Origin of the sequence: Microbacterium sp. IO18, assembly GCF_049099505.1 — a bacterium.
In the GTDB taxonomy this organism is placed as follows: Bacteria; Actinomycetota; Actinomycetes; order Actinomycetales; family Microbacteriaceae; genus Microbacterium; species Microbacterium aurugineum.
The window spans coordinates 44,814-68,629 of record NZ_JBMJAF010000004.1 but is presented as its reverse complement, the minus strand read 5'-3'; the positions used below and the strand labels follow the sequence as shown (position 1 = coordinate 68,629).

27 protein-coding genes and 1 pseudogene are annotated in these 23,816 nt (G+C 65.6%); 9 read left to right on the top strand and 19 right to left on the bottom strand.

The genetic code is table 11. The features are described 5' to 3' along the window. The first annotated feature begins 53 nt into the window (after positions 1 to 53). Entirely contained in the window at positions 54 to 1,124 is a 1,071-nt protein-coding gene (locus tag ACLF6J_RS17595; RefSeq protein WP_421076987.1) for an enoyl-CoA hydratase/isomerase family protein, read from the top strand. A 146-nt stretch (positions 1,125 to 1,270) separates the two neighbouring features. Here ACLF6J_RS17595 and ACLF6J_RS17590 read toward each other — a convergent pair whose 3' ends face one another. Next, entirely contained in the window at positions 1,271 to 2,134 is an 864-nt protein-coding gene (locus ACLF6J_RS17590) for an IS3 family transposase (RefSeq protein ID WP_421076986.1), read from the bottom strand. A gap of 8 nt (positions 2,135 to 2,142) precedes the next feature. Beyond that, complete coding sequence (locus tag ACLF6J_RS17585; protein ID WP_421076982.1) at positions 2,143 to 2,427, bottom strand: transposase; 285 nt, start codon at positions 2,425 to 2,427, stop codon at positions 2,143 to 2,145. Between the two features lie 67 nt (positions 2,428 to 2,494). Between ACLF6J_RS17585 and ACLF6J_RS17580 the strand changes: the two genes are divergently transcribed. Further along, entirely contained in the window at positions 2,495 to 3,358 is an 864-nt protein-coding gene (locus ACLF6J_RS17580) for a Mu transposase C-terminal domain-containing protein (RefSeq protein ID WP_421076981.1), read from the top strand. A 2-nt stretch (positions 3,359 to 3,360) separates the two neighbouring features. Further along, the gene (locus ACLF6J_RS17575) at positions 3,361 to 4,167 is read left to right on the top strand and encodes an AAA family ATPase (RefSeq protein ID WP_421076985.1); all 807 of its coding nucleotides are present in this window, start codon (positions 3,361 to 3,363) and stop codon (positions 4,165 to 4,167) included. Here ACLF6J_RS17575 and ACLF6J_RS17570 read toward each other — a convergent pair. The 5 genes from ACLF6J_RS17570 to ACLF6J_RS17550 form a co-directional block, all read right to left on the bottom strand. Next, a complete protein-coding gene (locus ACLF6J_RS17570; protein ID WP_421076980.1) occupies positions 4,154 to 5,134 on the bottom strand; it encodes an MBL fold metallo-hydrolase in 981 nt (326 codons plus the stop codon). The genes ACLF6J_RS17575 and ACLF6J_RS17570 overlap by 14 nt on opposite strands. 573 nt (positions 5,135 to 5,707) lie before the next feature. Beyond that, positions 5,708 to 6,073: a MarR family winged helix-turn-helix transcriptional regulator gene (locus tag ACLF6J_RS17565; protein WP_421076979.1), complete on the bottom strand. Its 366-nt coding sequence runs from the start codon at positions 6,071 to 6,073 to the stop codon at positions 5,708 to 5,710. A gap of 137 nt (positions 6,074 to 6,210) precedes the next feature. Then, entirely contained in the window at positions 6,211 to 7,893 is a 1,683-nt protein-coding gene (locus tag ACLF6J_RS17560; protein WP_421076978.1) for an MDR family MFS transporter, read from the bottom strand. A gap of 690 nt (positions 7,894 to 8,583) precedes the next feature. After that, positions 8,584 to 10,881 (bottom strand): MMPL family transporter, encoded by a 2,298-nt coding sequence (locus ACLF6J_RS17555; protein ID WP_421076977.1) that lies wholly within the window; start codon positions 10,879 to 10,881, stop codon positions 8,584 to 8,586. 20 nt (positions 10,882 to 10,901) lie between these two features. Beyond that, on the bottom strand, positions 10,902 to 11,510 hold the full coding sequence (locus ACLF6J_RS17550) for a TetR/AcrR family transcriptional regulator (RefSeq protein WP_421076976.1): 609 nt from the start codon (positions 11,508 to 11,510) through the stop codon (positions 10,902 to 10,904). 120 nt (positions 11,511 to 11,630) lie between these two features. Between ACLF6J_RS17550 and ACLF6J_RS17545 the strand changes: the two genes are divergently transcribed. The 3 genes and pseudogenes from ACLF6J_RS17545 to ACLF6J_RS17535 all read left to right on the top strand — a co-directional run bounded on the left by ACLF6J_RS17545 (position 11,631) and on the right by ACLF6J_RS17535 (position 13,725). Then, positions 11,631 to 12,200 (top strand): PadR family transcriptional regulator, encoded by a 570-nt coding sequence (locus tag ACLF6J_RS17545; RefSeq protein WP_421076975.1) that lies wholly within the window; start codon positions 11,631 to 11,633, stop codon positions 12,198 to 12,200. A 186-nt stretch (positions 12,201 to 12,386) separates the two neighbouring features. Beyond that, positions 12,387 to 13,309 (top strand): annotated as a pseudogene (locus tag ACLF6J_RS17540) (IS1595 family transposase); the annotation flags it as partial. 143 nt (positions 13,310 to 13,452) lie between these two features. Continuing rightward, positions 13,453 to 13,725: a hypothetical protein gene (locus ACLF6J_RS17535; protein ID WP_421076974.1), complete on the top strand. Its 273-nt coding sequence runs from the start codon at positions 13,453 to 13,455 to the stop codon at positions 13,723 to 13,725. Positions 13,726 to 13,777: 52 nt separating this feature from the next. On the opposite strand, the gene ACLF6J_RS17530 is transcribed toward ACLF6J_RS17535, so the two are convergent. The 4 genes from ACLF6J_RS17530 to ACLF6J_RS17515 form a co-directional block, all read right to left on the bottom strand. Then, a complete protein-coding gene (locus tag ACLF6J_RS17530; RefSeq protein WP_421076973.1) occupies positions 13,778 to 14,149 on the bottom strand; it encodes a GIY-YIG nuclease family protein in 372 nt (123 codons plus the stop codon). Positions 14,150 to 14,211: 62 nt separating this feature from the next. Then, positions 14,212 to 15,015: a hypothetical protein gene (locus ACLF6J_RS17525; RefSeq protein ID WP_421076972.1), complete on the bottom strand. Its 804-nt coding sequence runs from the start codon at positions 15,013 to 15,015 to the stop codon at positions 14,212 to 14,214. Positions 15,016 to 15,040: 25 nt separating this feature from the next. Then, the gene (locus tag ACLF6J_RS17520; RefSeq protein ID WP_421076971.1) at positions 15,041 to 16,606 is read right to left on the bottom strand and encodes a relaxase/mobilization nuclease domain-containing protein; all 1,566 of its coding nucleotides are present in this window, start codon (positions 16,604 to 16,606) and stop codon (positions 15,041 to 15,043) included. After that, entirely contained in the window at positions 16,603 to 17,055 is a 453-nt protein-coding gene (locus ACLF6J_RS17515) for a MobC family plasmid mobilization relaxosome protein (RefSeq protein ID WP_421076970.1), read from the bottom strand. Before ACLF6J_RS17515 ends, ACLF6J_RS17520 begins: the two co-directional genes overlap by 4 nt. Positions 17,056 to 17,515: 460 nt before the next feature. On the opposite strand from ACLF6J_RS17515, the gene ACLF6J_RS17510 reads away from it, so the two are divergent. Both ACLF6J_RS17510 and ACLF6J_RS17505 read left to right on the top strand, forming a co-directional pair. Then, entirely contained in the window at positions 17,516 to 17,740 is a 225-nt protein-coding gene (locus ACLF6J_RS17510) for a hypothetical protein (protein ID WP_421076969.1), read from the top strand. After that, positions 17,737 to 17,997: a helix-turn-helix domain-containing protein gene (locus tag ACLF6J_RS17505; protein WP_421076968.1), complete on the top strand. Its 261-nt coding sequence runs from the start codon at positions 17,737 to 17,739 to the stop codon at positions 17,995 to 17,997. The genes ACLF6J_RS17510 and ACLF6J_RS17505 overlap by 4 nt, the downstream gene beginning before the upstream one ends. On the opposite strand, the gene ACLF6J_RS17500 is transcribed toward ACLF6J_RS17505, so the two are convergent. Together ACLF6J_RS17500 and ACLF6J_RS17495 are read right to left on the bottom strand one after the other, a co-directional pair. Further along, positions 17,994 to 18,815 carry a Fic/DOC family protein gene (locus ACLF6J_RS17500; protein WP_421076967.1) on the bottom strand — a complete coding sequence of 274 codons (822 nt, stop codon included), beginning with the start codon at positions 18,813 to 18,815 and terminating at the stop codon, positions 17,994 to 17,996. The two genes, ACLF6J_RS17505 and ACLF6J_RS17500, sit on opposite strands and share 4 nt — an antisense overlap. Next, positions 18,812 to 19,024 (bottom strand): antitoxin VbhA family protein, encoded by a 213-nt coding sequence (locus ACLF6J_RS17495; protein WP_421076966.1) that lies wholly within the window; start codon positions 19,022 to 19,024, stop codon positions 18,812 to 18,814. The genes ACLF6J_RS17500 and ACLF6J_RS17495 overlap by 4 nt, the downstream gene beginning before the upstream one ends. Positions 19,025 to 19,110: 86 nt before the next feature. Between ACLF6J_RS17495 and ACLF6J_RS17490 the strand changes: the two genes are divergently transcribed. Continuing rightward, on the top strand, positions 19,111 to 19,515 hold the full coding sequence (locus tag ACLF6J_RS17490; protein WP_421076965.1) for a hypothetical protein: 405 nt from the start codon (positions 19,111 to 19,113) through the stop codon (positions 19,513 to 19,515). 32 nt (positions 19,516 to 19,547) lie between these two features. Here the strand turns inward: ACLF6J_RS17490 and ACLF6J_RS17485 are convergent, their stop codons facing one another. From ACLF6J_RS17485 to ACLF6J_RS17460, 6 genes are all read right to left on the bottom strand, one after another. After that, complete coding sequence (locus ACLF6J_RS17485; RefSeq protein ID WP_421076964.1) at positions 19,548 to 19,829, bottom strand: hypothetical protein; 282 nt, start codon at positions 19,827 to 19,829, stop codon at positions 19,548 to 19,550. A gap of 57 nt (positions 19,830 to 19,886) precedes the next feature. After that, complete coding sequence (locus tag ACLF6J_RS17480; RefSeq protein ID WP_421076963.1) at positions 19,887 to 20,246, bottom strand: single-stranded DNA-binding protein; 360 nt, start codon at positions 20,244 to 20,246, stop codon at positions 19,887 to 19,889. 26 nt (positions 20,247 to 20,272) lie between these two features. Next, complete coding sequence (locus ACLF6J_RS17475) at positions 20,273 to 20,461, bottom strand: hypothetical protein (RefSeq protein ID WP_421076962.1); 189 nt, start codon at positions 20,459 to 20,461, stop codon at positions 20,273 to 20,275. A 480-nt stretch (positions 20,462 to 20,941) separates the two neighbouring features. After that, positions 20,942 to 21,403: a ParB family protein gene (locus ACLF6J_RS17470; protein WP_421076961.1), complete on the bottom strand. Its 462-nt coding sequence runs from the start codon at positions 21,401 to 21,403 to the stop codon at positions 20,942 to 20,944. After that, the gene (locus ACLF6J_RS17465) at positions 21,400 to 22,368 is read right to left on the bottom strand and encodes a ParA family protein (RefSeq protein ID WP_421076960.1); all 969 of its coding nucleotides are present in this window, start codon (positions 22,366 to 22,368) and stop codon (positions 21,400 to 21,402) included. Before ACLF6J_RS17465 ends, ACLF6J_RS17470 begins: the two co-directional genes overlap by 4 nt. A 397-nt stretch (positions 22,369 to 22,765) precedes the next feature. After that, positions 22,766 to 23,614 (bottom strand): ArdC-like ssDNA-binding domain-containing protein, encoded by an 849-nt coding sequence (locus tag ACLF6J_RS17460; protein ID WP_421076959.1) that lies wholly within the window; start codon positions 23,612 to 23,614, stop codon positions 22,766 to 22,768. Positions 23,615 to 23,816: the final 202 nt, after the last annotated feature.

Sequence of the window (23,816 nt, the reverse complement as noted above, 5' to 3'; positions counted from 1 at the left end):
CCATCCGGCATCCGCCAGGGCGCCAGCTTCATCATGCCCGAGGGAAGCTAACGATGGTTACCGATGAGGTCATTTTCGAACGCCGGGGGCGACTGGGGGTTATCTTGCTCAACCGGCCGCAGGCAGTGAATGCGCTGACGCACGGAATGGGAGACGCTATGCTCGGCCAGCTCGAGGAGTGGGCCGAGGACGATGCCGTCCAGACGGTTCTCGTGCGAGGCGCCGGCGAACGTGGTTTGTGTGCCGGCGGCGACATTGTGGCGATTTACCGTGACATGGTCGAAGGTGACGGTAGCGCCACGGCAGAGTTCTGGGCTGACCAATACCGGCTCAACTCACTTATCAGCCGCTATCCGAAACCGTACGTAGCATATATGGACGGGCTGGTGCTGGGCGGCGGCGTGGGCATCTCAGCGCACGGCTCGCACCGGATCGTCACTGAGCGCACTCGCACAGGCATGCCGGAGGTGACCATCGGTTTCATTCCGGACGTCGGCGGCACGCACTTGCTTGCGACGGCGCCCGGAGAGTCCGGCACCCATGCAGCCCTCACGGGAGCGCATGTCAGCGCCGCCAATGCCCTGCACCTGGGCCTGGCTGACCACTTCGTTCCCAGCGACCGGCTGGACGACCTTGCCCGGATGCTGGAGGAGGAAGTGGCAGACGCCGCCATCCGCGCCTTCGCACTCACTCCGACGCCTTCCGGCTTGGCTGCACAACGGTCATGGATTGACCAAGCCTACACATCCAACAACGTCTGCGATATCCTCCGAAACCTTAGAGCCGCACAGGTACCGGAAGCCTCCGAGGCGGCCGACGCTATTGAAGCTAAGTCGCCCACTGCGGTCAAGGTCACCCTTGAGGCCTTGAGGCGCGCGCGGTCGCGGAGTCTGGGGGAAAAAGCCCTCGAAGAGGCGCTCGATGAGGAACACAGGATCGGTCTCCGCCTACTGGCGGGCCATGACTTCCGCGAGGGAATCCGCGCCCAGGTCATCGACAAGGACCGCAACCCGCGCTGGGTCCCAGCAACGCTCACCGAAGTGACCCAGGACATGGTTAATGCATGCTTCGCGCCGCTGGGCGAGCGTGAACTGGGCCTCGCCGCAGCGGTTGCGGTCTCGTGACTGACTAGGACCCCGACCCTGCCGAACGTAATTTTTCAAACCAGTGGCACCACCGCCGACGTCGACGTCGACGTCGTGCAGTGAGCCAAAGCCGGCTTTCGCGACCGGAGCCTGACCCGGTTTCCCGGACGGTTCTTGTGTGTTGATCATGCCGCGATTTCTGCGGCGGTGTGAAGTGCTTCGTAGTCGGCGGGGCTGAGGTTGTCGAGACTGGTGTGTCTGCGGCGGGGGTTGTAGAAGCCTTCGATCCACTCGAACATCGCCGAGGCGAGCTGCGCCCGGGAGTCCCAGGTCGTGCGGTCGAGGAGCTCGCGTTGCATGGTCGACCAGAACGACTCGATGAGGGCGTTGTCGACGCTGGAGGCGACTCTGCCCATCGAGCCGAGGAGCCCGGCTTGCCGGAGCCGATGTCCGAAGAGCCAGGACGTGTATTGCGCTCCTCGGTCCGCATGGACGATGGTTCCGGGCTCGGGTCGGCGCCGCCAGCGGGCCATCTCGAGCGCGTCGACAACGATCTCCGCGGTGATTCGATCTGAGATCGACCAGCCCACGATCCGCCGCGAGTATGCGTCGATAACGGCCGCGCAGTAGACCCACCCGTCCCTGGCTCGGTGTTGCGTGATGTCGCAGAACCAGAGCCGGTTCGGGGCAGTCGCGCGGAACTGCCGCTTCACGAGGTCCTCGTGCGTGGCGGTGTCCGGTTTCCAACCGCGCCGCTTGCGGCGATGCGAGACCCCGACCAGCCCGTCCAGTCGCATCAGCCTGGCGACGCGTTTGCGTGCGACGTGAACGCCGAGCCCGAGCCGCAGCTCGGCCAAGACCCGCGGGGCGCCATAGGTTGCTCGGGAGTCGGCGTGGATCCGCCTGATCGTTGTCGTCAGCTCCGCGTCCGCCAGGGTTCGGGCCGACGGTGATCGGTCTCGCCAGTCGTAGTATCCCGAGGTCGAGACCTTCAGGAACCGGCAGGCCACCGCGACGGGGACACCGTCGGCGGCGAGCTCCTGGACCAGCCGGAACCCTATTTTGGGAGCACGTTCTCCCTCGCGAAGTAGGCGCTGGCGCGCTTGAGGATCTCGTTCTCCATCTCCAGCACCCGCAACCGGCGACGCAGCTCGACGAGCTCCTTGTGCTCGTCGGACGTCACGCCCGACTTGCGTCCACTGTCGACCGCGTCACGATTCATCCAGTTGCGAAGACAGGACTCGCTGATCCCCAGATCACGCGCGGTCTGGCCGACAGGATTTCCCTGCGCGACAAGATCCAGGGCTCGACGCCGGAACTCCGGCGGGTGGGCAGCAGGCATCTCACGGACTCCTTCCGAGACGATCATCGCCTCAACTCAGGTGTCCGGGAAAGCGGGTCAGGCTCCGATGGACGATTACTCCCGTGCGCTCTGCGGCTACACCGTCTTCACCGGTGCACCATCAGCACTGAACACAGCCCTCGCACTCCGCCAGGCGATCTGGCGCAAGAGCGACCCCAGCTGGGCAATGTGCGGGCTGCCCGAAATCCTGCACGTGGACCATGGCTCCGACTTCACCAGCCACCACCTCGAACGCACCGCCATCGAGCTGCACATCCGCATCATCCACTCGACCATCGGCCGTCCCCAAGGCAGAGGAAAAATCGAACGGTTCTTCGGGACCATCAACACCGAAGTTCTCTCCACCCTCCCCGGACACCTTGGACCACGGAACAGGAAACCACGCCCCGCGCTCGATCTCCCGAGACTGGATCGCGCCATCGGAAGCTTCGTCGCCGCCTACAACGACCGGCCCCACAGCGAACTTGGTGTCTCACCACGGGATGCTTGGATCGCGGACGGTTGGCTTCCCCGGATGCCCGAATCCCTCGAGGACCTCGACGGACTCCTCCTGACAGTTCCAAAGAACCGGACCGTGCAACGCGACGGCATCCACTTCCAAGGCCAGCGCTACCTCTCGCCCACGCTGGCGCCCTTCGTGGGGCAAACCGTCACCATCCGCTACGACCCCCGGGACGTATCCGAGATCCGCGTCTACGACCACGACACCTTCGTCTGCGTCGCCATTGACGAAGATCACCCCAACCTTCGTTTGAGCCTGCGTGACATCGAGGCCGCACGCAGAGCGCGCCGAAGAGAACTGCGCCGCACCATCAACGACTGCATTCCATCAGTCACCAGCCGTGAAGAACCGCACATCACTGAACCAGTACGGCGCCGGCGCCGACTGCGCACCTACGAAGAGGACTAATGATGAACCCCACCTTCATCGTCACCAAGGAACACCGACGCTTCAACGAGTTCGCCAACGCAGTCCGAAAAGAACGAACAATAGGGATCTGCCACGGGGACGCCGGGGTGGGCAAGACACTCTCCGCGCGCCGCTACGCAAACTGGGATGACCTTGAGCCCTACATCACCGAGTGGGGACCACGCGGCGACCAGGATGAGAAGCACTACGCACTCGCCAACCGCTCCCGGACCGTCTTCTACACCCCGGACGTTCTCTGCCGTCCCAAAACCCTCATGGAGGACATACACCGGTACCAGGTGAGAATTGGCTCGTGCATCGACGAACACCTGCACAAACTCGATACCGCACCACGCTCAATGAACAGAGTCACCACACTCGTGGAGCTGCTCATCATCGACGAAGCCGAACGGCTTAACGCGACAGCCCTCGAACTCCTCCGTGACAACCACGACCGAACCCACCTGCCGATGATCCTCATCGGCATGCCCGGCATCGACCAACGATTCCGGCACTACCCCCAGCTATACAGCCGCCTCGGCTTCTCCCACCGATACCGCGCCCTCGGCAGAGACGAGCTCCTCTTCGTTCTGGACCGACACTGGAAACGCCTCGGACGGACCCTGGACCCTGATGATTTCACCGACGCTCAGGCAATCGCCGCAGTAGAACGCATCACCCGGGGCAACTTCCGGCTCCTCGAACGGCTATTCCCACAGATCACACGCGTCCTAAAAATCAACCAACTCGAAACCATCACCGACGACGTCGTAGAAGCAGCAGCAAGCATCCTCGTCATCGGCAACTAGCGACACAGAGCGAACACAAAAAGCCGCCACCTAACGCCAACATCCACACCTCCCACCCCCTCGACCACGTTAAACCTTTCGCGATGACCCAAGCTGTCGCCCTAGGGTTGACCGCCAGGGCGGTGCGTACCTCCAGCCCGCGCTCGAGATGATGGTCTCGCAGGTCACGGCATCGTTCCGCGAGGCCGCGGAATCGATATTCATGGGCTGGGCAAACTTCCCACGCATCCCACGCGGCGATCGCCTCAAGCGACGTGAAGTACTCCGCGAGGGCGTCGCGGTCTGGTTGGTTGGATTCGACGCCGATGTTGGGGGTGATTCTGGGCAACACATGATCTCCCGTAAGGACGAGTCTTGAGTCGTGATCGAGGAGACAGACGTGGCCCGCAGTATGTCCTGGGGTCCACACAACGGTGATGTTGCGGCCGGCGAGCGGGATCGCGGCTCCGTGGTGAATCTCCAGGTTGCTCCGGCGGACACCAGGAAACATCCGCGAATAGTGCTCGGGACGCAACAGCACACCGTCGATAGTTTCTGATGGCATGCCACATGACAGAAGAAACGCCTTTTCGCGCTCGATCAGTTCGTTAAGACCTACGTCTGCGAAGAATTGACTCTCGAGCGGATGCATTGCGAGCCACGCTCCGTGGGCGTCGGCGAGCTCGAACGCTGCGCCGAGGTGATCGGGATGGAAGTGCGTGATGACAACCCCGACCATTGATTTCGAGTCGAGCCCTGCTTGTGCGATGCCTGCCATCAGCTGCGACCGACCGGTCGGGCTGCTCCAGCCTGGATCCACGACTACAAACTGGCCGACAGAGTTGGCGAGGAGGTACGAGAAAGTGAAGCCGACCGGGAACGGGCATTCTACTGGCACAGACCACACCAACTCAGCAACTTGCTCAAAGGCTGGTCGGGACCGCGCAGTCGAGGCTTCCTGTTGCTGGGCGCTTGTACTTTCGATCATTTTGCCACCCTATGCGAGCAATTCGGCAGTGGCCATTGCCTCGACCTGCGATTCCCGTGGACACGTCGAGAGCTCGAAAGCGTGTATTCCGCGTGCGGTCGGCCTCGTACTCCGCGACGGGCGCAGGTCAGCAACGGGAGCATGGCGAGCGAGATACTACTCGACACCCCGTGGATCACGAGGTCGGGCTTGGCTGCGTCGATTTGCTCCTGGAGGAGCGTGACTGCCTTGGTGGGGGTCGAGCTGGTCATCGACGACCTTATGCTCGAGGGTCGCGCCGTTAATACCGCCAGATTCGTTGATCTTGTCGATGGCGATTTCAGGACCTCGCGCTGGGCACCTGAGGATCCGGCGAGCGGACCGGTCAGAGACAAGCTCGCATAAATCGAGAAGGTGCCTCCAATAGTGTGAAAACGGATAACGGTCTTCACCAGTACCGCTTCCGGGCGCGTAGCGACGGACGGTCAGAGCACACTTGACTCCTGACACTCAAAGGTCCGAGTCGATCGACTACACGTCAGAGTGCACGGTCTGCATCGACTACGAGGACGGAGGCACCACGAACCGACTCCTCTACGAGCGTTCACATTCATCGGGCTCACGATCGTGCGGCTTCATGTCATCTGCCAACGCGTGCACTAGCGACGCCAACTGCTCGATTGAAGCGATCGGCCACGCCGCCAGGGCTCGGGTGATGCTGTCCTGGATCGGTCCCTGCGCCACGGAGAGGCGCGCCTTCCCGAGGGCGCTCGCCTCGAGCAGACGGACGCGCCCGTCCTTCGCATCATGCCTGCGGGCGATCAAGCCGAGCGATTCCAACTGCGAGACCTGTCGACTCACCAGGCCCTTGTCCGCGGCTAGGCCCTCGACGAGCGACTTCTGGCTCAGCGGGCCTTGGCGGGCGATGGCTGTCAGTACCTTGAAGGTCCCGACTGGCATGCCGGGATGTACCGCTTCGGATGCCAGCACATAGTAGCGACGGAGCTGATCGGTGAGTTCCCTGAAGGATCCCTCAAGCGCGTCGATGGACTGGCGACGACGTTCGTCGCCAGCGCCGTCGACAGCGCCCCGGGTCATTACCTGTCGCGCCCGTCCGGCGAGCCGGGAACCGCAATCGAGCCGGTGGCGGTGAGGGTGGCCATGGCCTCGGGAACGCTCACCGTCGCGAGGTCCGCTTCGCTCGCGGCGATCCGCTCGCTCGTCGTCATGGTGGTCAGGGACCGGTTCGGCAGGAAGATGATCGCGATCAGGCTGAGGATCGCGAACGGCACAGCGATCAGGAATGAGTGCGAGATCCCGTTGGCGTAGATGTCCTCGAACACCACCCGTAGGGCTGCGGGCATCTTGGACACCTCCGGAAGGGCTCCCGATTGCAGCTGCGCGATCCACTCGGGAGCCTTGTCTCCGAGACTCGCGATGGCGGCCGCGATGTCGTCCTTGCGCTCGGCCACCAGGTCTGTGACCCGTGTCGCAAGGGCAGCACCCATCACTGAGACACCGATGGTGCCGCCGAGGCTGCGGAAGAAGGTCACTCCCGAACTCGCCACGCCGATCTCCGAGGGATTGGCGGTGTTCTGTACCACCAAGACCAGGTTCTGCATCGTCATCCCGACGCCGGCCCCCAGCAGGAACATGTAGACGGACACCAGGAAGAAATCGGTGTCGTAGTGGATTGTGGACAGTAGGTACGACCCTGCGATCAGCAGCAAGGCCCCGACGAGCAGGTACGGCTTCCACCGGCCGAACCGGGTGATCAGCGCGCCGACCCCCACCGAGGCGATGAGGAGCCCGCCGATCATGGGGATCGTCATCAGGCCTGCTTGGGTCGGGGTTGCCCCCCGAGCGAGCTGCATGTACTGGCTGAGGAACACCGAGGCGCCGAACATCGCGATGCCGGTGGAGATCGATGCGATGACCGCGAGCGTGAAGGTCCGGTTGCGGAACAGCGTCAGCGGGACCAGGGGCTCCTTCGCGCGGAACTCCACGACGATGAACAGGGCCGTCGCGACCAGGGCTCCGCCGACCATGAGGACGGTGGTCAGGCTCCACCAGTCGTAGTCCTTGCCCGCATTCGTGACCCAGATCAGCAGCAGCGATACCGCGGCCGACAGCAACACGATCCCTAAGTAATCTATCGACACCTTGCGCTTCGGGCGCTTCACGGCATGGAGGGTCTTCTGCACCAAGATCAGCGCGACGACGGCCAGCGGGAGGGCAATGAAAAAGTTGTAGCGCCATCCGAAAGCGTCGGTGATCGCGCCGCCCAGCAGGGGGCCGCCGATGGTGGCGACAGCCATGATGGCCCCGAACAGACCCATATATCGGCCGCGCTCGCGAGGGCTGATGATGTCTGCCATCAGCACTTGGCTGATGGCCGCGAGCCCGCCGGCGCCGAGCCCCTGAACCGCACGGGCCGCGATGAGCATCTCGGGGTTCTGCGCTAAACCGGCCGCCGCGGTGGCGAGCACGAAGATGACAATCGCGACCTGGTAGAGCACCTTGCGGTTGAAAAGGTCCGCCAGCTTGCCCCAGATCGGGGTCGAGATTGCCGTGGTGAGGAGCGTTGCGGTGATCACCCAGGTGTACGCGCTCTGGTCGCCGCTGAGGTCGTGCAAGATGACGGGCAGTGACGTGGAGACCACCGTCGAAGCGAGCATCGACACGAACATGCCGAGGAGGAGGCCGGAAAGGGCCTCCAGAACCTGGCGGTGCGTCATGGAAGGCGTCGGCGCGACCGACCCAATGGAAGGGTTGGACATGTAAATCCTTTGAACATGGGCTTCAGGGAACGCGGCGACACTGACGCAGGTTGACTAAAGTCAACGAGTCCAATCCTACGTATCAGTTGCCGGTTGTCAACCTTTGTCCGCCGCGCTCTGGCCTGATCAGCTAGCGGGTCATAGACAGGGCACGTCCGGAGCGCAGCTCAACCGCGACTACGGTGTCACGCCTTTTCCGGGATGGCCTTATTGGCTTGATTGGCTTGGTCGGTCAGCATTCGGAGGAGGGCTCGTGGTCTGCCGCCGGAATCGTCCAGTCGGCCCATCTTCAAACCAGGGAGCTTCGGTTGGGCCGCTTCGAGTTCACTGACGACACTGTCCAGACTGTTGATCAATTGAGTGAGCTCGGCACGCACTGGATCGCGAGGTCCGATTAACAGCTGGCCCAGGTCGTAGCTAGGCCTTCGCTGTACTGGTCAGCGGTGGCCACAGTGCGGAGGACAGATTCGGAGATCGCACCCTCATCGTCGGTCTCCCGCAAGGCCTCTTTCACTATTGCCAATGCTGTAAGAAATGCCCCGGCGAGCGTCAGGGTCAGCAGAAGTTCTTCGGCGTTCGGAGTTTCTCGCGGCGTGGCCGGGGCAGGTGTCGGGTTCCTGCCTCGTCTGCTGTCTCCATAGGTTGGTCTCCACTTCTCGTTGGTAACCCGTCCATCCCCTTGCGCCTGGACTACGTCGACGGGGGTGATCCTTTTTGGAGCGATAGTTCCTTGTTCAGCTTGTCGCCTTCGATGTCGAGGTTGGGCAGGATCCGGTCGAGCCATCGCGGGATCCACCAGGAGTTGTCGCCGAAGAGTGCGAGCAGGGCTGGTGTGAGGGTCATCCTGATCAGGAATGCGTCGAGGAGGATACCGATGGAAAGGGCGACTCCGATTTGCTTGACCATGATGTCTTCGTTGAATGCGAACCCGGCGAAGACGGCGACCATGATGATGGCCGCTGCTACGACGACTTTCGAGGCATGTTCGAATCCGCGTTTGATCGCTTCCTGACCGGCGTGGCCGTGGACATGGGATTCGCGCATGGAGGACACCAGGAAGACCTGGTAGTCCATAGCAAGGCCGTACAGGATCCCGGTGACGAGGATGGGCAGGAAGCTGACGACCGGGCCGGGGGTGTCGAACCCGAGAACCGTGGAAAACCAGCCTTCCTGGAACACGAGCGTGAGGACGCCAAGGGTTGCGAGGACGCTGAAGAGAAACCCGGCAGTCGCCTGAATGGGGATGAGTAGTGACCTGAAGACGAGCAGCATGATGATCAGGGACAGCACCACGATCACAGTCAGATAGAGAGGGAGGGCGGCAGCCATGGCAGCCGAGATGTCCAGGGTGATCGCCGTTTGGCCGGTCACGCCCACGGTGAGACCGTATTGATCGGAGAACTCGTCGGCCAGTCCCCGGATTTCGTGCACCAGGTCACCGGTAGCTTCCGAGGCCGGACCCGAGGTGGGCACGACCGAAAGGATCGCTGTCGTACGGTCGTCGTTGAGCCCGCCGGGGAGGACCAGATCGACGTTGCTCAGGTCGCGGAGGTCGTCGGAGAGGTTTGCGATGGTTTGATCATCGATCTTGGCGCCGTCCTCTGACGTTGCAGCGAGAACGAGTTGGCCGCTGAATCCTTCTCCGAAACCGGCGGCTGTTAGGTCGTAGCTCTCCCGTTCTGCCGTCCCGGTGTTGGCCGTGGCTGATGATGGCAGCCCCAGCGTCAGCGAGGTGGCAGGTATCGCCAGAGCGCCCAGGACGGCCACGACGATCAGCACCGCGGGCAAACGGAATCTCACAACCGCGGAGACGAACCGATGAGCAACCGGGTGGTTCTCGTCAGCCGCCCCGGACGACTTCAGGCGCGCTCGAGCGCTGACGATTCGCTCCCCGACCAGGCCCAGGAGCGCTGGCACCAGGGTGAGCGCGACCGCGATCGCGGCGGCGACCGTGGCTGCGGCGACCAGGGCCATTGTCGTCAGCAACTGAATCCCCACCACCGACAGGCCACATAGCGCGATCAGGACTGTGAGGCCTGCGAAGAAGACGGCGCTGCCCGCGGTGCCGGTGGCGCGAGCAGCGGCATCGCCGGCGCTCAGCTTGGAGTCGAGGATGAGTCGGCGTTGCCGGTTGACGATGAACAGGGAGTAGTCGATGCCGACAGCGAGCCCGACCATCAGTGCAAGTACCGGGGTGACCGCGGACAGGCTGATCACCGAGGACAAGGTGAAGGCGCCACCGACGCCGACTCCCACACCGATCAGCGCGGTGACCAGCGGCAGCCCGGCCGCAAGTAGGGATCCGAGAGTCAGGGCGAGCACAAGTCCCGCCACCAGCAGGCCGATGAGTTCGGCCGGCCCGGCAAGATTCGGGATGAGGGGCACCAGGGTGGAGCTTGGGTACACTCGCAGGGTCGCACCGGTCGCATCCGCAGCCTCAGCGCTACTTTGTCGGATCGCCTCCAGCGCTTCTGCGGGAACCGAGTCGACTTGTTCCGTGAGTTGGAAAGTGAACAGGGCGACTTCCCGATTGTCCGACACCAGAACGTTAGGGAGGATCGTCCCGTCCGCGACCAACGGGGTCAGGCCGCCCAGCTGTTCTGAGACAATCGCGACAGCCTGCTCGGGTGGCAGTTGCGCCAGCGCATCCATACCCTCCAACTCGCGCTGGGCCACGTACTCGTTGTCACCGACATCCTTCACGACCTGCGCTATGGCGGAAGCGTTCGCCGGGTCGTCAACGTGGTCGCCATCGCTGACCGCGAAAACTATGAACGCCTGAGAGCCGGCGGCGGCCGGGAAGTTCTCACTCAACGTGTCGAGCACGTCCTGCGATGGGGTCCCATCAATTCGGAACTCGCTGGTAACTTTCGGAGGCACCGCGACCAGCACCGCCACGACCACCGTGAGGATCAGAGCCCACGCTCCGATCACGATCCAGCGGTGCGTGAAAGCGAAGCGACCCAGACGGTAAAGAAGTGATGACAATGCGGAGTTCTCCTGCGGTTCTATGAGGGAAGGTGGAAGCCGTGGCGGAGATAGTCCGCGATGGTTGAAATGAACCCGTTAAGGCTCACCTCGTTGAGGGGGTCCGTGATGCTGTCGGCATCCCGCAGAACGAGGTGACCGTCAAGCAGAGCTGACATAGCCCCGTAAGCGGCCCCGACGACCAGGTACGCGTACATGGGCGGGTAGTCAGGCCCGAGACGCTCGCGCAAGAACTGGGTGGCCTCGGCGATGCCGCGCTGCTCCACGTCGTGCAGGTAGGGCTGCAGGCTCGGGCTATCGGAGGCGAGGTCAACCAAGCGACGGTGGGTGATGATCACGTACTCCGAGAACTGGGTCCGGAGCAGGTTGTCGATCTGGTCGGGCAGCGGCGTGTCCGACGCCACGGACAGGCCTTCGAGAGCCTCTCGCATGCGCAACAAGGTGACGAACGCGACCGCTTGCTCCTTCGAGTCGAAATAGTTATACACCGTCCGGGCCGAGACATCAGCCACCACCGCGACCTCACCCAGTGAGAACCCTCCGAGCCCCCGCTCACACGCCAAATCGAAAGCTGTTTCCGCGAGAAGACGCCGCGTCGCGGACTTCTTGCGTTCACGAAGATCGGGCATCTCAGGATTGTATGATCAAAACCTGCCAGAACGGCAAACATGCGTACAAGGCATTTTTGGCCGCCTAGGACGAGCCGGCAGTCGGCGGTTCAGATGACCGGGAGAAAGCGGTGTAGTCACGTGTCGGGCATCCGTCTGTACATCCTCGCCGCGCTCGAGCAGGGCGGCGAGATGCATGGCCACCAGCTGCGCCAGCTCGCTGAGCAGGATCACGTTCAGATCGGGACCGACATCTCCGTCGGCGCTCTCTACGGGGCGCTCAAGCGTCTCGCAGCGGAAGACCTCATCCATGAGGTGCGCACCGAACGCATGGGCGGCTATCCGGAACGACAGATCTGGGGAATCACCAAGACCGGGCGGGAGGCGTTGGCCGGTCTGCGTCATGACGCCCTCCGCGAGATCGTCCTGCGCGCCGACCCCGTCGACATCGCCCTCTCGTGCCTCGACCCCGGCGACACCGCGTCAGTGCCGGCCCTGATCGCCGAGCGAATCGCCGGACTGCGAGCCACGCTCGCCGAGTCAGAGGCGCACCACGAGCGCATCGCCGTCCACCTCACCCCGCTCGAACGCGTCGTCGTGACGCATCGCACCGCGAAGCTCCGCGCGGACATCGCCTGGCACGAAGACCTCCTCGCGCTGCTCCCGGGGTTGCTCGCCGCCACCCCCTCGAAGGACCCCGCACAAGACTGATCTCGACCCCGAATACAATGCCAAGGTCTGGGCGAACCGGCACGCTCGACCACGGCTCGGTCGTCGGCATCTACCTGATCACCGACACATCCCCGGCCTCTTTGGCGTGTCGCGCCCGCGCGCGTATTCTCGCTAACTATCGAACATACGTTCTGCATATCTGCGTGAGTGCAGTAGCCTGGATTGGTGGCTGATGATCGCCCGGTTGGCGGGGTGGACTACCCGCGGACGTTCCAGGAGTTCCGGGAGTGGTTCCCGGACGATGCCGCCTGCCTGGGGTATCTGGAGGGGTTGCGCTGGCCGGAGGGGTTCCGCTGCCCGCGCTGCGACGAGCCGCGAGCGTGGCGGATCAAGTCGGGCGCGTTCATGTGCGCCGGCTGCGGACTGAAGACCTCCGTGACGGCGGGGACGATCTTCCACCGCTCGCACACGCCGATCTCGACCTGGTTCGCGGCGGCCTGGTTCATCACCTCGCAGAAGACCGGGATCTCCGCGCTCGCGCTGCAGCGCCAGTTCGGCTTCGGTTCCTACGAGACCGCGTGGGCGTGGACGCAGAAGCTGCGTCGGGCGATGGTGCGTCCCGACCGGGAACTGCTCTCCGGGATCGTCGAGCTCGACGAGACCTTCGTCGGTGGACGCTCCACCGGCCGGATGGGCGCCTCCACCGGCAAAGTCCGGTCATGGTCGCCGTCGAACGGATCGGGTCCCACAAGCTGGGCCGGGTCCGATTCGGCATCGACTACGCGCCGGGGACCCTGGAACTGGTCTCGTTCGCGCAACGCACGATCGCGCCGGGATCGATGATCCACACCGACGGCGCCCGCTTCCTCCGGCGCCTCAGCACCCTGGGCTACCAGCATCACGGCCAGACCGGCTACAACTCACCCGACCCGGCCGCGGAACTGCCCCGCGTCCACCTCGTCGCCAGCCTGCTCAAACGCTGGATCGCCGGCACGCTGCACCACCACGTCACCGTCGAGCACCTGCCCTACTACATCGACGAGTACGCCTTCCGCTTCAACCGACGCGACTCCACCGCCCGCGGCATGCTCTTCTACCGCCTCCTGCAACAGGCCGTGCACACCGACCCCACACCCCTGACCGACCTCTACCGAATCTGACCCGACTGCACTCACGCAGATATGCAGAACATACGTTCGAACCGCTTGGAGGAGTCCTGGAGCGCGCGATCGCGGTGTGGTTCGTCAACGAGACGCCGGTTCGTCTCGTCTGGGAAGGTCAGCGGTTCCGCGTGAATGACACTCCCACTCCCCTGCGTCAGGAGGACATCTGGTGGCATCCCGCGATCACGCACCCGCCGCGGGCGTCGTGGCGCGGTTGGCGCTTCCAGGCCGTCGACGAGCACGGCAACGCCGCGGTGTTCGACATCCGGCAGTTCGAGACACACCCGCACTGGCAGCTGGTAGCCGTGCACGACTACCTCCCCCACGAACAGTTCGCCCCCGCCACAGAGGGCGAGAGCGCACGTCGTGAGCTGGTGCTGGTCAGCCTTGCGGATCGGTGATCCGGAGGGGGCCCACGAGCCGCGTCGATGAAGCCGAAGAGCCGTAACCTCCTCAGACGCGATTCAGTGGCGGAAGAAATTCGGCTCGCAGGCGTCGCTCGAGGTGGTCAGCCTCGTGCACCGTGGCGCATGGCAGCCAAGAGAGCTCGCACGCGAGCAGCCAGTCGCGGATCGCAGCCGCTTGCTCGATCGTGACCTTTTGCTTGGTCGGCCGGCCGGTGACGTTTGGCGGGATCCCGAACAGCAGCTGGCACACGTTCCGTCGTAGGGACGACCCGGCAAGGCTGAGGCCGCGCCCCAGGTGCTTGCTCCATGCGCGGCCGCGCAGGCTCGTGGCCATGCCGACGTAGACGGGCTGGCCAGCGTGCCGCCAGAGGTACACGCCGGGCTCATCGGGCACCTGTGCACGCGCGAGCTCGCGCACTGGGATCGTGGGCGCCGACAGGAGAGCGCCCCACTCCCCCGCCGGCGGACCGCCGACAGACGTCATCGGCCGTCGCGGCCGATCTGGCGATCCGGCGTCGACGCGGGAACTCGAGTACGCGGCGCCTTGCCCTTGCGGCCACCCTGCACGGCCTCGCGAGGGTGACGGGCCTGGTCGACGTCGGCCTGCTTCCATGCGGTCGCCGCGGCGGCCTGGTCGGGGCCGGCCTTGATTCCTTCGACGTGCAGCTCGCGCCGCTCGGCCGAGTCCCACGACAGCTCCGCGTCGTGCTCGACGTCGGCGGCGAGCTCGCGGAGATCCTGCGCCTCCTCCGCGTCCGCGAGATCCGCGGACACCTCGAGCACTTCGGCGCCGACCACGAGGCCCGCGGCGAGGTCCTGGTCGTCGCGAGCCTGCGCCTGACGCTCGTCGCGCTCGGCCCGCTCGGTGTCGCGGTCGACGAGCGTGGCGCGCACCACGGCGGGATCGGCGCCCGTCTCCAACACCTCGACGTCGTAGCGGTCACGAAGCTCTTGGCGGATGCGAGCCTCGGCGTCACGGGCAGCCTGGTCTTCGTCGCGGAACGTGACGGCCGTCTCGTAGGCTCGGGCGACGTCGCGCACCTGCGCCTGGTCCCACCACGACGCATTGTGCACGGGTGCAAGCTCGGCCCGTGCCGCGACCCTCTGCGCGTCGAGCTGCGCCTGCAGCTGACGTGCTTCCTCGAGGTCGCGCCGCGTCGCCCGCTGGGCGGCGTCCTGTCGCGCCTGGACCGCTGAGCGCGCCAGTTGCGCGGCAGCCATGATCTGCTGGCGGATGTTCCCCTCGGCTTCTTCGAACACTCCATCGGCCTGTAGCTCTGCCATGGCTCTCCCCTATCGCCGTTTCTGTCTAACGCTGCGCGCCGCGCTCGGTCGGCGTAGTCGGTACCTGCGGCCGCGGCGTGAGCGGCGTCGGAAGCGGGCTGCCTGCCGGTCGTGCCGGCGCCTGCCCTCCGGTGGCCTGGCGCAGCGTCTCGGTCATCGGGCTCTCGGCCGCGACGCCGACAAGCTCGGGCATCCGCGCTCGCACGGCATCCAGTCGCGAGCCGAGCGCATTGCGGATCTCCGCCGCGCGGCGCGACTCGTCAACGGCCTGGTGCATCGAGTAGATCGCCTGCGCCGTCCGCATCAGCTGACGGAACAGCATCGCCTCCGCCTGCGTGCCCTGGCCATGCGTCGTCGCCATGGCCAGGAGGTTCGCCGCCCCGGCGATCGAGCGAGGCCCGGTCGTGTTCCTGCGTCCCACGTCGCGGGCTCTGATCTGAGACGTGCGGGCGAGCGTCCGCGAAGCATCTGCGAGCGGGCCGGGTGTCGCCTCGACACGCTGCGACCATGCGGCGAACGCGCCGCTGGTTTCGCGGGCCACCCGCGCCCACGTCGCACGGTCGGTCGGATCGACCGCACTCAGCTGGTCGCGCAGCTGCGTCACCTGGTCGGTGTACTCGCGCCACAGCTCCGCTCCGGGCGCCTGCTGCTCCCGGCCGGGGGCAACAGGACGGTAGCGCATCGGGTTGCGCCAGGTCGCCTGCCACTCGTTGACGCCGGCCTGTGCAGCTGCCGGCGAGTCCTCCCAGCCCTCCCGCAGACGCGGGAGGGTGAGGTCGCGCGCCAGCCGCCCGCCGCCGTACCAGACGATCTGCTCCCCGTCGCGGGGTCGCATGGCCACCGAGTAGCCGGCCACCACGTCGTCGCGGTTCGCGGCGAACCGGGGACGGACAACGACGCCGGCCTGGTGGAGCCGGCGCACGAATTCGCCCTCGTCGACCGATGCCGCGGCAGCCGCTCGCACGCTCCGCTCGAGCCGCACCGACGCCACGGTGTCGTCGCCGCGGCGTTCAGCTGAGGCTCGCTCCCCCGGACGTTCGCCGCGCATGCCCATGTCCGAGCCGCGCGCCTCGAGCAACTGCAGCCCGTGCTCCTGCTCGAGCTCGCGGGCGATCGACTGAGCCCGCGAGTAGTCGTGGTGGATCGACGCCTTGGTGCCGTCCTCCCGCACCAAATTGACCGCGATGTGGATATGGTCGTTGCCTGCCTTCGACAGGCCGTGCCGAACGGCCACCCACCGGCAGCCAGCCTTGCCGGATGCCGCAGTGAATCCCATCCGGTCGACGAACTGCTCCGCGATGGTCGCCCAGTGCTCGTCGGTCAGCTGCCCCTCCTCAGCACGGAGGCTGAGGCTGGCGTGCCAGACGTGGCCGCCGTTGACCTCGACCCCGAACGCCGTCCGGGGTTCGTCGAGGTGCTTGGCGATCGCCAACGCCGTCGACGGTGCAAGCTCGCTGTCACCGAAGAAGGTGAACGTCGCGGAGTCGCCGTTCACCAGGTGCGGCTCGGTGTGCTCGTTCGAACGCCCCTCCCCCGCGAGGTAGCTCAGCAGACCCCCCATGCGGTCGCCGCGGGTGACGTTCGGCATCATGAGTCGGCCAGCCGATCCACCGCGTCAGTGACCCTCGGGAACAGTCGCCGGAACTCGGCGGTGACCGCCGCGGCCTCAGCGGGGAAGGTGCCCTCCGTGTTCGCGTAGCGGGCGAGCTGATTGAGGTTCGTGGCGATGCCGGCGACCTCTCGACGCACCGCGAACAGCTCCGCGATCGCCGCCTTCCGCTCGGTGCTTGTCTCGACGTGCGTGCTCTTCGCGGACTCGTGCAGCAGCCGCGGAACGCTCATGCCGGCAGCCGCGGCCTTGGCCTCGAGCTCGGCCGCCTCGGTCGGCGTCACGGTCACCGGGTAGCGCTTCGTGCGCTTCTCCCCCGCCGCCGCATTGGCACGCCGGCGACGACCGAAGAGCCCGCGATCGGACGACTCGCTCATGGCTCCTCCTCCCCTGGCCCAGCGCAGCGACCCCGCCTCCTGGCGGGGCTTCATACGACCAGTATGCCGAGTCAGGACGCCCCGCGTCTAGACTCCAAGCCGGTTTATGGAACATAAACCTATAGCTTGCTCCGTTCGGAACTCCGTCCCAACGGTGCGCAGCAGCGTGCTCGGATCGAAGAGCCGAGAGAGCCGGAGCGAAGCTCCGCGATGTTGTTGGCCGGCTGCGCCGGCGCGGCAACTCCGTTGCCTTTCGCACCGGGTGAGGGTACGCACCACTCCCCGATCGTCAAGGGCTTTCGCGGCATATCCTCGCTGCGCTCCGGTATTCCACGGTCCCTTGACGACCGACTCCTGGCGCTGTATTCGGCGGGTGCCGAAAGGCAATGGGAGATGTGAGAGAGGGGTCCGTCATGGGCGCAAATGGAACGTCGGTCGTGGGTTCGGTCGAGCAGGTAGGCGAGTACGAAGTGCCCGTCGACCCGATGGAGCTCCTGCAGTGCGACAGCTGCCAGTGACCACCACAGAGCGGTCGGTCGTCGACGTCACAACCGTGATGACGATGCTCCCGACCGGCGACGACGACGCGGGTCGGCGGGGTCAGAAACTCGCCTCCCGCGAAGAAGATCTGCGATCGGCGGGGCGCTACGGATACGTAGTGTGCACAACGGTCGCCATCCCTGCCGGTGATTACGTGATGATCGTCGACACCCTCGCGAGGGAGGAAGTCAGACAGTGAACACGACCACGACCACCGCGCTCGCGCAGCTGACGATCGAGCACGTCGAAGAACTGTTCATGATCCCCGACGAGGTGAGCGCAGTCCTCGGGGTCAGCCGCGGCGACCTTCGCCGGATGCGCGATGCAGGCCTCGGACCGGCGTACTTCTCGATCGACTCAACGATCCGATACCTGCCCGTCGACGTCGACGCGTGGCGCCTCGAGCACCCGAACGGCATCGAGCTTCCACGACGTCGGAAGCTCGGCGCGCGCTAGCGGCCGTAGCCTCGCCCGGCGTCGAATCCCGGAGAACGATACCCAGCACTCGGCGCCGGGTTGGCCGAGGTGCCGGCACTGCCGGCGCCGGGTCGGGTCGGAGTATCTATCCCCGCCAGGCGGGATGCCTCATACGACTTCACCGTGCGCGCCATGAGACCGTCGTCGGTGACGATCGCGCGCAGCGTCGATCGCAGCGGGTCAAGGTTGTTGTTCACTCGCGCCTCGTGCGAGATCCGAATGTTGACGTCGTTCGGGATCGCCTGCCAGTGGATCGTGTGGCCAGCCTCGGCGGCCAGCTGGTCCCACAGCGCGCGTTGAGTGCGACCGTTCCCGTCGCGGAACGGGTGTGCTTCGTTGAGGTCGTTGAAGTGCCCGGCGAGGCGATCGGCAAACTCTTCGTTGCTGAGCCCGCGCAGGTAGTTCTCCTGGCGCAGCTGGTCGGCCATACCGTTGACCACGAAAGGGATGTGCTCGACGGGCAGGAAGCCGGCCTTGGCCTGCGCGCCGTCCGGGAGATCTCTGACGCCCTTGGATATCCCGACCGTGCGCAACTCGCCAGCCCACGGGTAGACGTCGCGGAACAGTTCGCGGTGGATTGCCTGCACGTGCTCGAGGTCGTAGCTGCCGGCGACCGGTTCCGCGCGCAGGCCGATCAGTCGATACTCAACGTGGCTGTTCTCGAACTGCTCGAGTTGCGCCGGCGTTGACACCGGCGGCGCCGATAGGTTGCGCAGCAGACCCGTTGCAGGGTCGAAGTAACCGGCCCACCGTTCCGGCTCGGAGCCGGCCTCCCAAGGCCGGTCACTTCCGGTCACCGCGGAGCGGTCGTAGGGTGCAGCTCCCGCACCATGTCACCGAGCTCGCCGTAGCTGATCTCGCCCGCCACCCAACGATCCTGAGCGGCGTGCACCTGGTCGCTGCTACGTCCGCCCTCGAGCGCGGAAGAGTGGCGAGCGTCCTCGACGATCGCCCGCCGGCGGGCAGCCTCGGCCGACGTGATGGTGGTCTGGATCGAATCCGACATGCTCACTCCCTCACTTGATCGGCTTGCACCAATTCTACCGTCGTCCGGGGACGTCGGTAAGGTGCTGGGCCGGTCGATTGAGGGACGTGGCCGCCGCGGTAACTGGGCAACTTGACTGCGCCGACACTCGAACGTATGTTCGATTCATTCGAGGCGGTGAGGAACGGTTGGGACAGAACAGGCGCTACGGTTCCGACCTCACTGACGCCGCGGTGAACGAGGTCGTCACGCGGCCCATGCCAATATCGCTCTCCAAGCTCGAGCTGGGGCAGCAGATGGTGACCACCCCAGAGGAGCCGGTCGCGGTTGAGGCGTGGGTGCGCTTTCCGGAGCACCCGATCCGGGTTGAGGGTCGTGCGGTCGCGTGGACCGACAAGGCGGTGTGGGTTGAGTTCACGATGCGCAACGGCGCGACGTTGCGCGCTTGGGTGTGGGCTTCGGCTGTCGATCGCAAGGGGGCGAGAAAGCCCCCGCCCGCGGAGAGAGAGTGAGAACGCGGGACGGGGGCTTGGCTCGAGGCGGATCATGCGTCCGCGATCATCTGCAGCGCCATGGCGTTGACGTGCGCTCGAGCGTGCTCGAGCAGCTGGCGGATGCCGTCAACTTCGCCGGGCGCTTGCAGGCCGGCCACCCGGCCGGCTTCGGTTTCAGTGGAGAACTCCGTGAGTACCTGGTGCAGCAGCTGAGCCCTGGTCCACGCAGCACTGTAGGGCAGAGCGGCAGAGGCCGGATCCTCGGCCTCGCACATCTGCCAGCGCAGCACGATCATCTGTCGCAGGTCCTCATCCAGCAGAGGTGAGCTCACGGGATCTCCTTCGGTCGTTGGGAAAGGGGCCGGCGGATGCCGGCCCCGACCCATGAGCTATTCCTGCTTGGCGTTGCGGGTGACGGCCGCGGTCGCGCGGCTCAGGTCGACCCCGATGGTGTCGGCGTCGATGACGCGCCCGTACTGCTTCGCGCCTTCCTTGTCCTCCCAGCTGTTGCTGTGCTCCTTGCCGACGACGATCACGGCGTCTCCCTTGTGTAGGGATGCGGCCGCGTTCTCGCCCAGCTCGAACCGTGCCTCGACGAAGTGCGAGGTTGGGGTGTCGTGCGCGACGAACTTGCCGCCGCGGTACTCCCCCGTGTTCTCGATCACGCGCAGCTTGGTGATGCTGACGTTTCCGGCCTGGACCACTTCGGGGTCTGCGGCCAGGTTCCCGGTGATGGTGCGTGCTGACATGGTGCTTCTCCTTCTCGGTTGTGCGGTTAGTCGTTGCGGGTGAGCGTGTCGATGATGATGGTGTACTCCCCCGACGCCACCGTGACGGTGCTGGCGAGGGTGTAGCCCGATCGGGCGAAGCCGCTCAGGTCCTCGGTACGGCGCTCAAGCTGCGGCACCGTGCGGCTGTCGTCCTCGCGGCTGACCCGCGTGGTGATCGTGTCGATGGTCGCCATGATTACTGGCATCCGTCGCACTGCAGCTGGTCCATTGGGTCGACGGGCACCTCGTACTCGCCTACCTGGTCGACGTTCTCTCGATCCATCGTTCTCGTTCCTCTCTCGATCAACCGTTTTTCTTTGCCTTCCGGCAGAAGAGATCGATTGAGAGCGGGAGTGGCGCAGTGTAGGGACNACTCGCCTACCTGGTCGACGTTCTCTCGATCCATCGTTCTCGTTCCTCTCTCGATCAACCGTTTTTCTTTGCCTTCCGGCAGAAGAGATCGATTGAGAGCGGGAGTGGCGCAGTGTAGGGACCGTGGAATACCGGACTGAGCGCAGCGAGGGAGGATATGCCGCGAAAGCTCGGAACGGAGGCGCGAAGCGAACTATGATCGCGCAGCCGGAAAGGTCAAAGAATTCGGTATCAGGCAGGGCCGCGACGCGGCTCGATCGCCGATCAGCGCAGCTGCGAGGCTCCCCCATCCCCATGACCGATCAGCTCAGCGGTCGTCCGGCGGTGAGCCGGCCTCCGTCGCCGGCATAGGGCTGGCCGTCGTTGTACAGCTGTTCGCGCCGCTCGACCTCGCGGGCGATCGCGGACGCGATGAACTCGGAGAAGGACCCATCCCCCTCGAGGTGGCCGGTAGCACGGAACGCGGCCTTGGCGCGATCGCGCGTCGATCGCGGGATGTAGGTGCTCATCTTCTCGGTAGGGCTGCCCTCTGCCAGCGGAATCGGCCGCTGGACCGCCTTGGGAGCCTCCGCGCGGCTCTTTGGCCGCGTGGGCGCCTTCTGGGCCGCCTGTGGGGCGCTGACGGGCGCTGCAGGCGGTTCGGGGCGTTCAGCCGGCGCAGGCGTTGCCACGGTGGGCGTGACGGTCGCTGCGGGCTGGCCGGTGCCCTTCATCCGGTCGAGGGCGCTCAGGTTGCCGAGCTGGCGCCGCGGTGCGTCACTCATGCCGGCTGTCCTTGCGTGGCGGCCTGTTCCAGGCTCTCGGCGGTCGCGAGGCGGCCGATCAGTTCCTCTGTGACGCTCTGGAAGTCATCGGCAACCGACGTCGCCGTGGGCGGCGCGAAGCTGGCGGCAGCGGCCTCGCCCTTGAGGACCTCGTACCACTTCGGGGCCTCGGCGTTCTTCTCGTCGAGCTCGTGCACGAGCAGGCCGCGTTCGCGGGCGGCTTGGGCGGTTGCCTCGGAGTGGCGAACGGTGGCGGTGAACACGTCGCCGGAGGCTTCCGCGCCTTCACCCTCGATCCGGTGGCGCGCCTCGCGCTGCACGACGGTCGCGGACGGGTTCACGCCCACAAGCACCACGCCCAGCAGCCCGATCGTGGGGTTCACGCCCACTGCGCCGTCGGCACGCTCGCTTCGGACCAACTGCATTCGGTCTGCGACGGCCTCGAATCCGCGACGGCTGGATGCGTCGCTCTTGACCGGGGCGAGGATCCAGCGCGCGGCGCCGGCCGCTGCGGTCTGCAGGGCCTCCTCCCCTGGTGGGCAGTCGATGAGGACAATGTCGTACTGCGAGGCGATCGGCGCCAGCACGCGAGCGAGCGCGAGTTGAGTTGTCTCGGAGCTGGATCCGCGGGTGACCAGGAAGGCGCTGGCCTTCTCGAGTTCGGGGCCACCTACGAACACGTCGAGGTTCGGCCGCACCTGCTTCACGGGTTCGGTGAGGTAGCGGCCTTCGGTCTGCAGTGCGTCTGCGAGGGCTGCGCCGCGGTCGTCGCGGTCGTCGCCGGTGTAGCCCAGATCCTCCGCCAGGTTGCCCTGCGGGTCCAGGTCGACCAGGAGGACGCGCTGGCCGTTGTAGGCCAGCAGCCCGCCCAGGTTGGCGGTGAGCGTGGTCTTGAATACGCCACCCTTGCCGTTCATTACGGCGATCACGCGTGAAAGCGCGGATCGGTCGATGGTCGCTGCCATGGTTCCTCCTCGGTTAGAAATGCTGGCATTACCAGCATAACCCCCATTATGGGTATTACCCGCAATACTGGGATTAGTGGTGTTGGTGGCAATGCCTCTATTGCCAGCATAGCAGGTAACGCCCGCAATACCAGTAATGCGGGCATTTAGGCGGGGGGAGCGCGAGGGGGAGTCAAGGACCCCTCGCCGGCGGCGCGGAAGCGGGGGGGGGGGGGGGGTTGGTCCCCCCCTCGCCCCCCCCCCCCCCCTGTACGCGGCTTTCTCCCGCTTCCGCGCCGCCGGGGGGGGGGGGGTTGGTCCCCCCCTCGCCCCCCCCCCCCCCCGGCGGCGCGGAAGCGCCCCGACCTCGTGCCGGGAGGTCGGGGCGCGTGGTGCCCGCGCGGGGGATCGCGGCGGGCTACCTCTCGGGGGAGTCCTCGGTGATGCCGTCGAGGATCGTGCGGGCGGTGGCAAGCACGCGCGTCGCGGTCGCCTTGACGGTTTCCACGTCGCCCTGAGTCCATCCGGCGATGTAGCCGATGCTCTTGCTGCTTGTGTCGAGTCCGAGCACACCCGCGACGATGTAGGCGACCGACTCGGCCTCGGTTTCGTAGATGCCGCGGTGCTCGTGGTAGTCCTCGTGCTCGGCATGCATCAGCGCGTGCGCTGCCTCGTGCAGCATGGTCGCGGCTGCCTGGGCTGGCTGCAGCTCGTCGTGAATGGTGATCGTCTGCGTTCCGTGCTGGGTGAATCCGTTGGCCTCGCCGGTGTGGGCGTGCTCGATGCTCCATCCCTGCCCGGTGAGCCATTCCGCTGTGGCGTCGTAGATTCCGGCATCGTCGCCTCCGATGAGTCGGGGAGCGAGCTCGGGGATCTCCTCGCCGTCGATCGAGTCAGTCTGGCTGACGTCGAACACGCTGAGAATGGGGAAGTAGGGGCGGCGTTCTTCTTCGCCGCTCTCGTCCTCTGTCCGCTTGGTCGCGAACCCGAAAATCTTGATCGAGCGCTCACCCTTGCGAACCTGTCGACCGCGCGCCTGCCACTGTCGGAACCCGGCGACGCGTGACGCGTCGGGGCGCTGCGACAGGATCAAGAGAACGTTGCTCAGGCTGAAGCTGTGGAATCCGGTGGCGAACGCGAGGAACCGCGCCCATCCTTCGGTGCTGGTCAGCTCCTCGAGCTGCGAGCCGATCGACTCGTGCAGAGTGTCGGCCTCCGCGCGGCGCTCGTCGGAGCTCTTGCGGGTCTTGATCTTCGTGCTGGTCATGACGTATCCCCTCGTCGTCTTCTTGGCCTTTCCGGCACAGAGATCGTTTGAGAGCGTGAGGCGCGCGAGTGCCCGGCCGGAGCGGTTGCTAAGTGGAGGGCGCAGCCCGGAGTCTGCAAATAGCGAGGGCCGGGAACGGTAGCGCCGGAGCGAACTACGGTCGTCGAGTCGGCCAGGCCAGGAGCCTCAGCTGGGGGAGTGT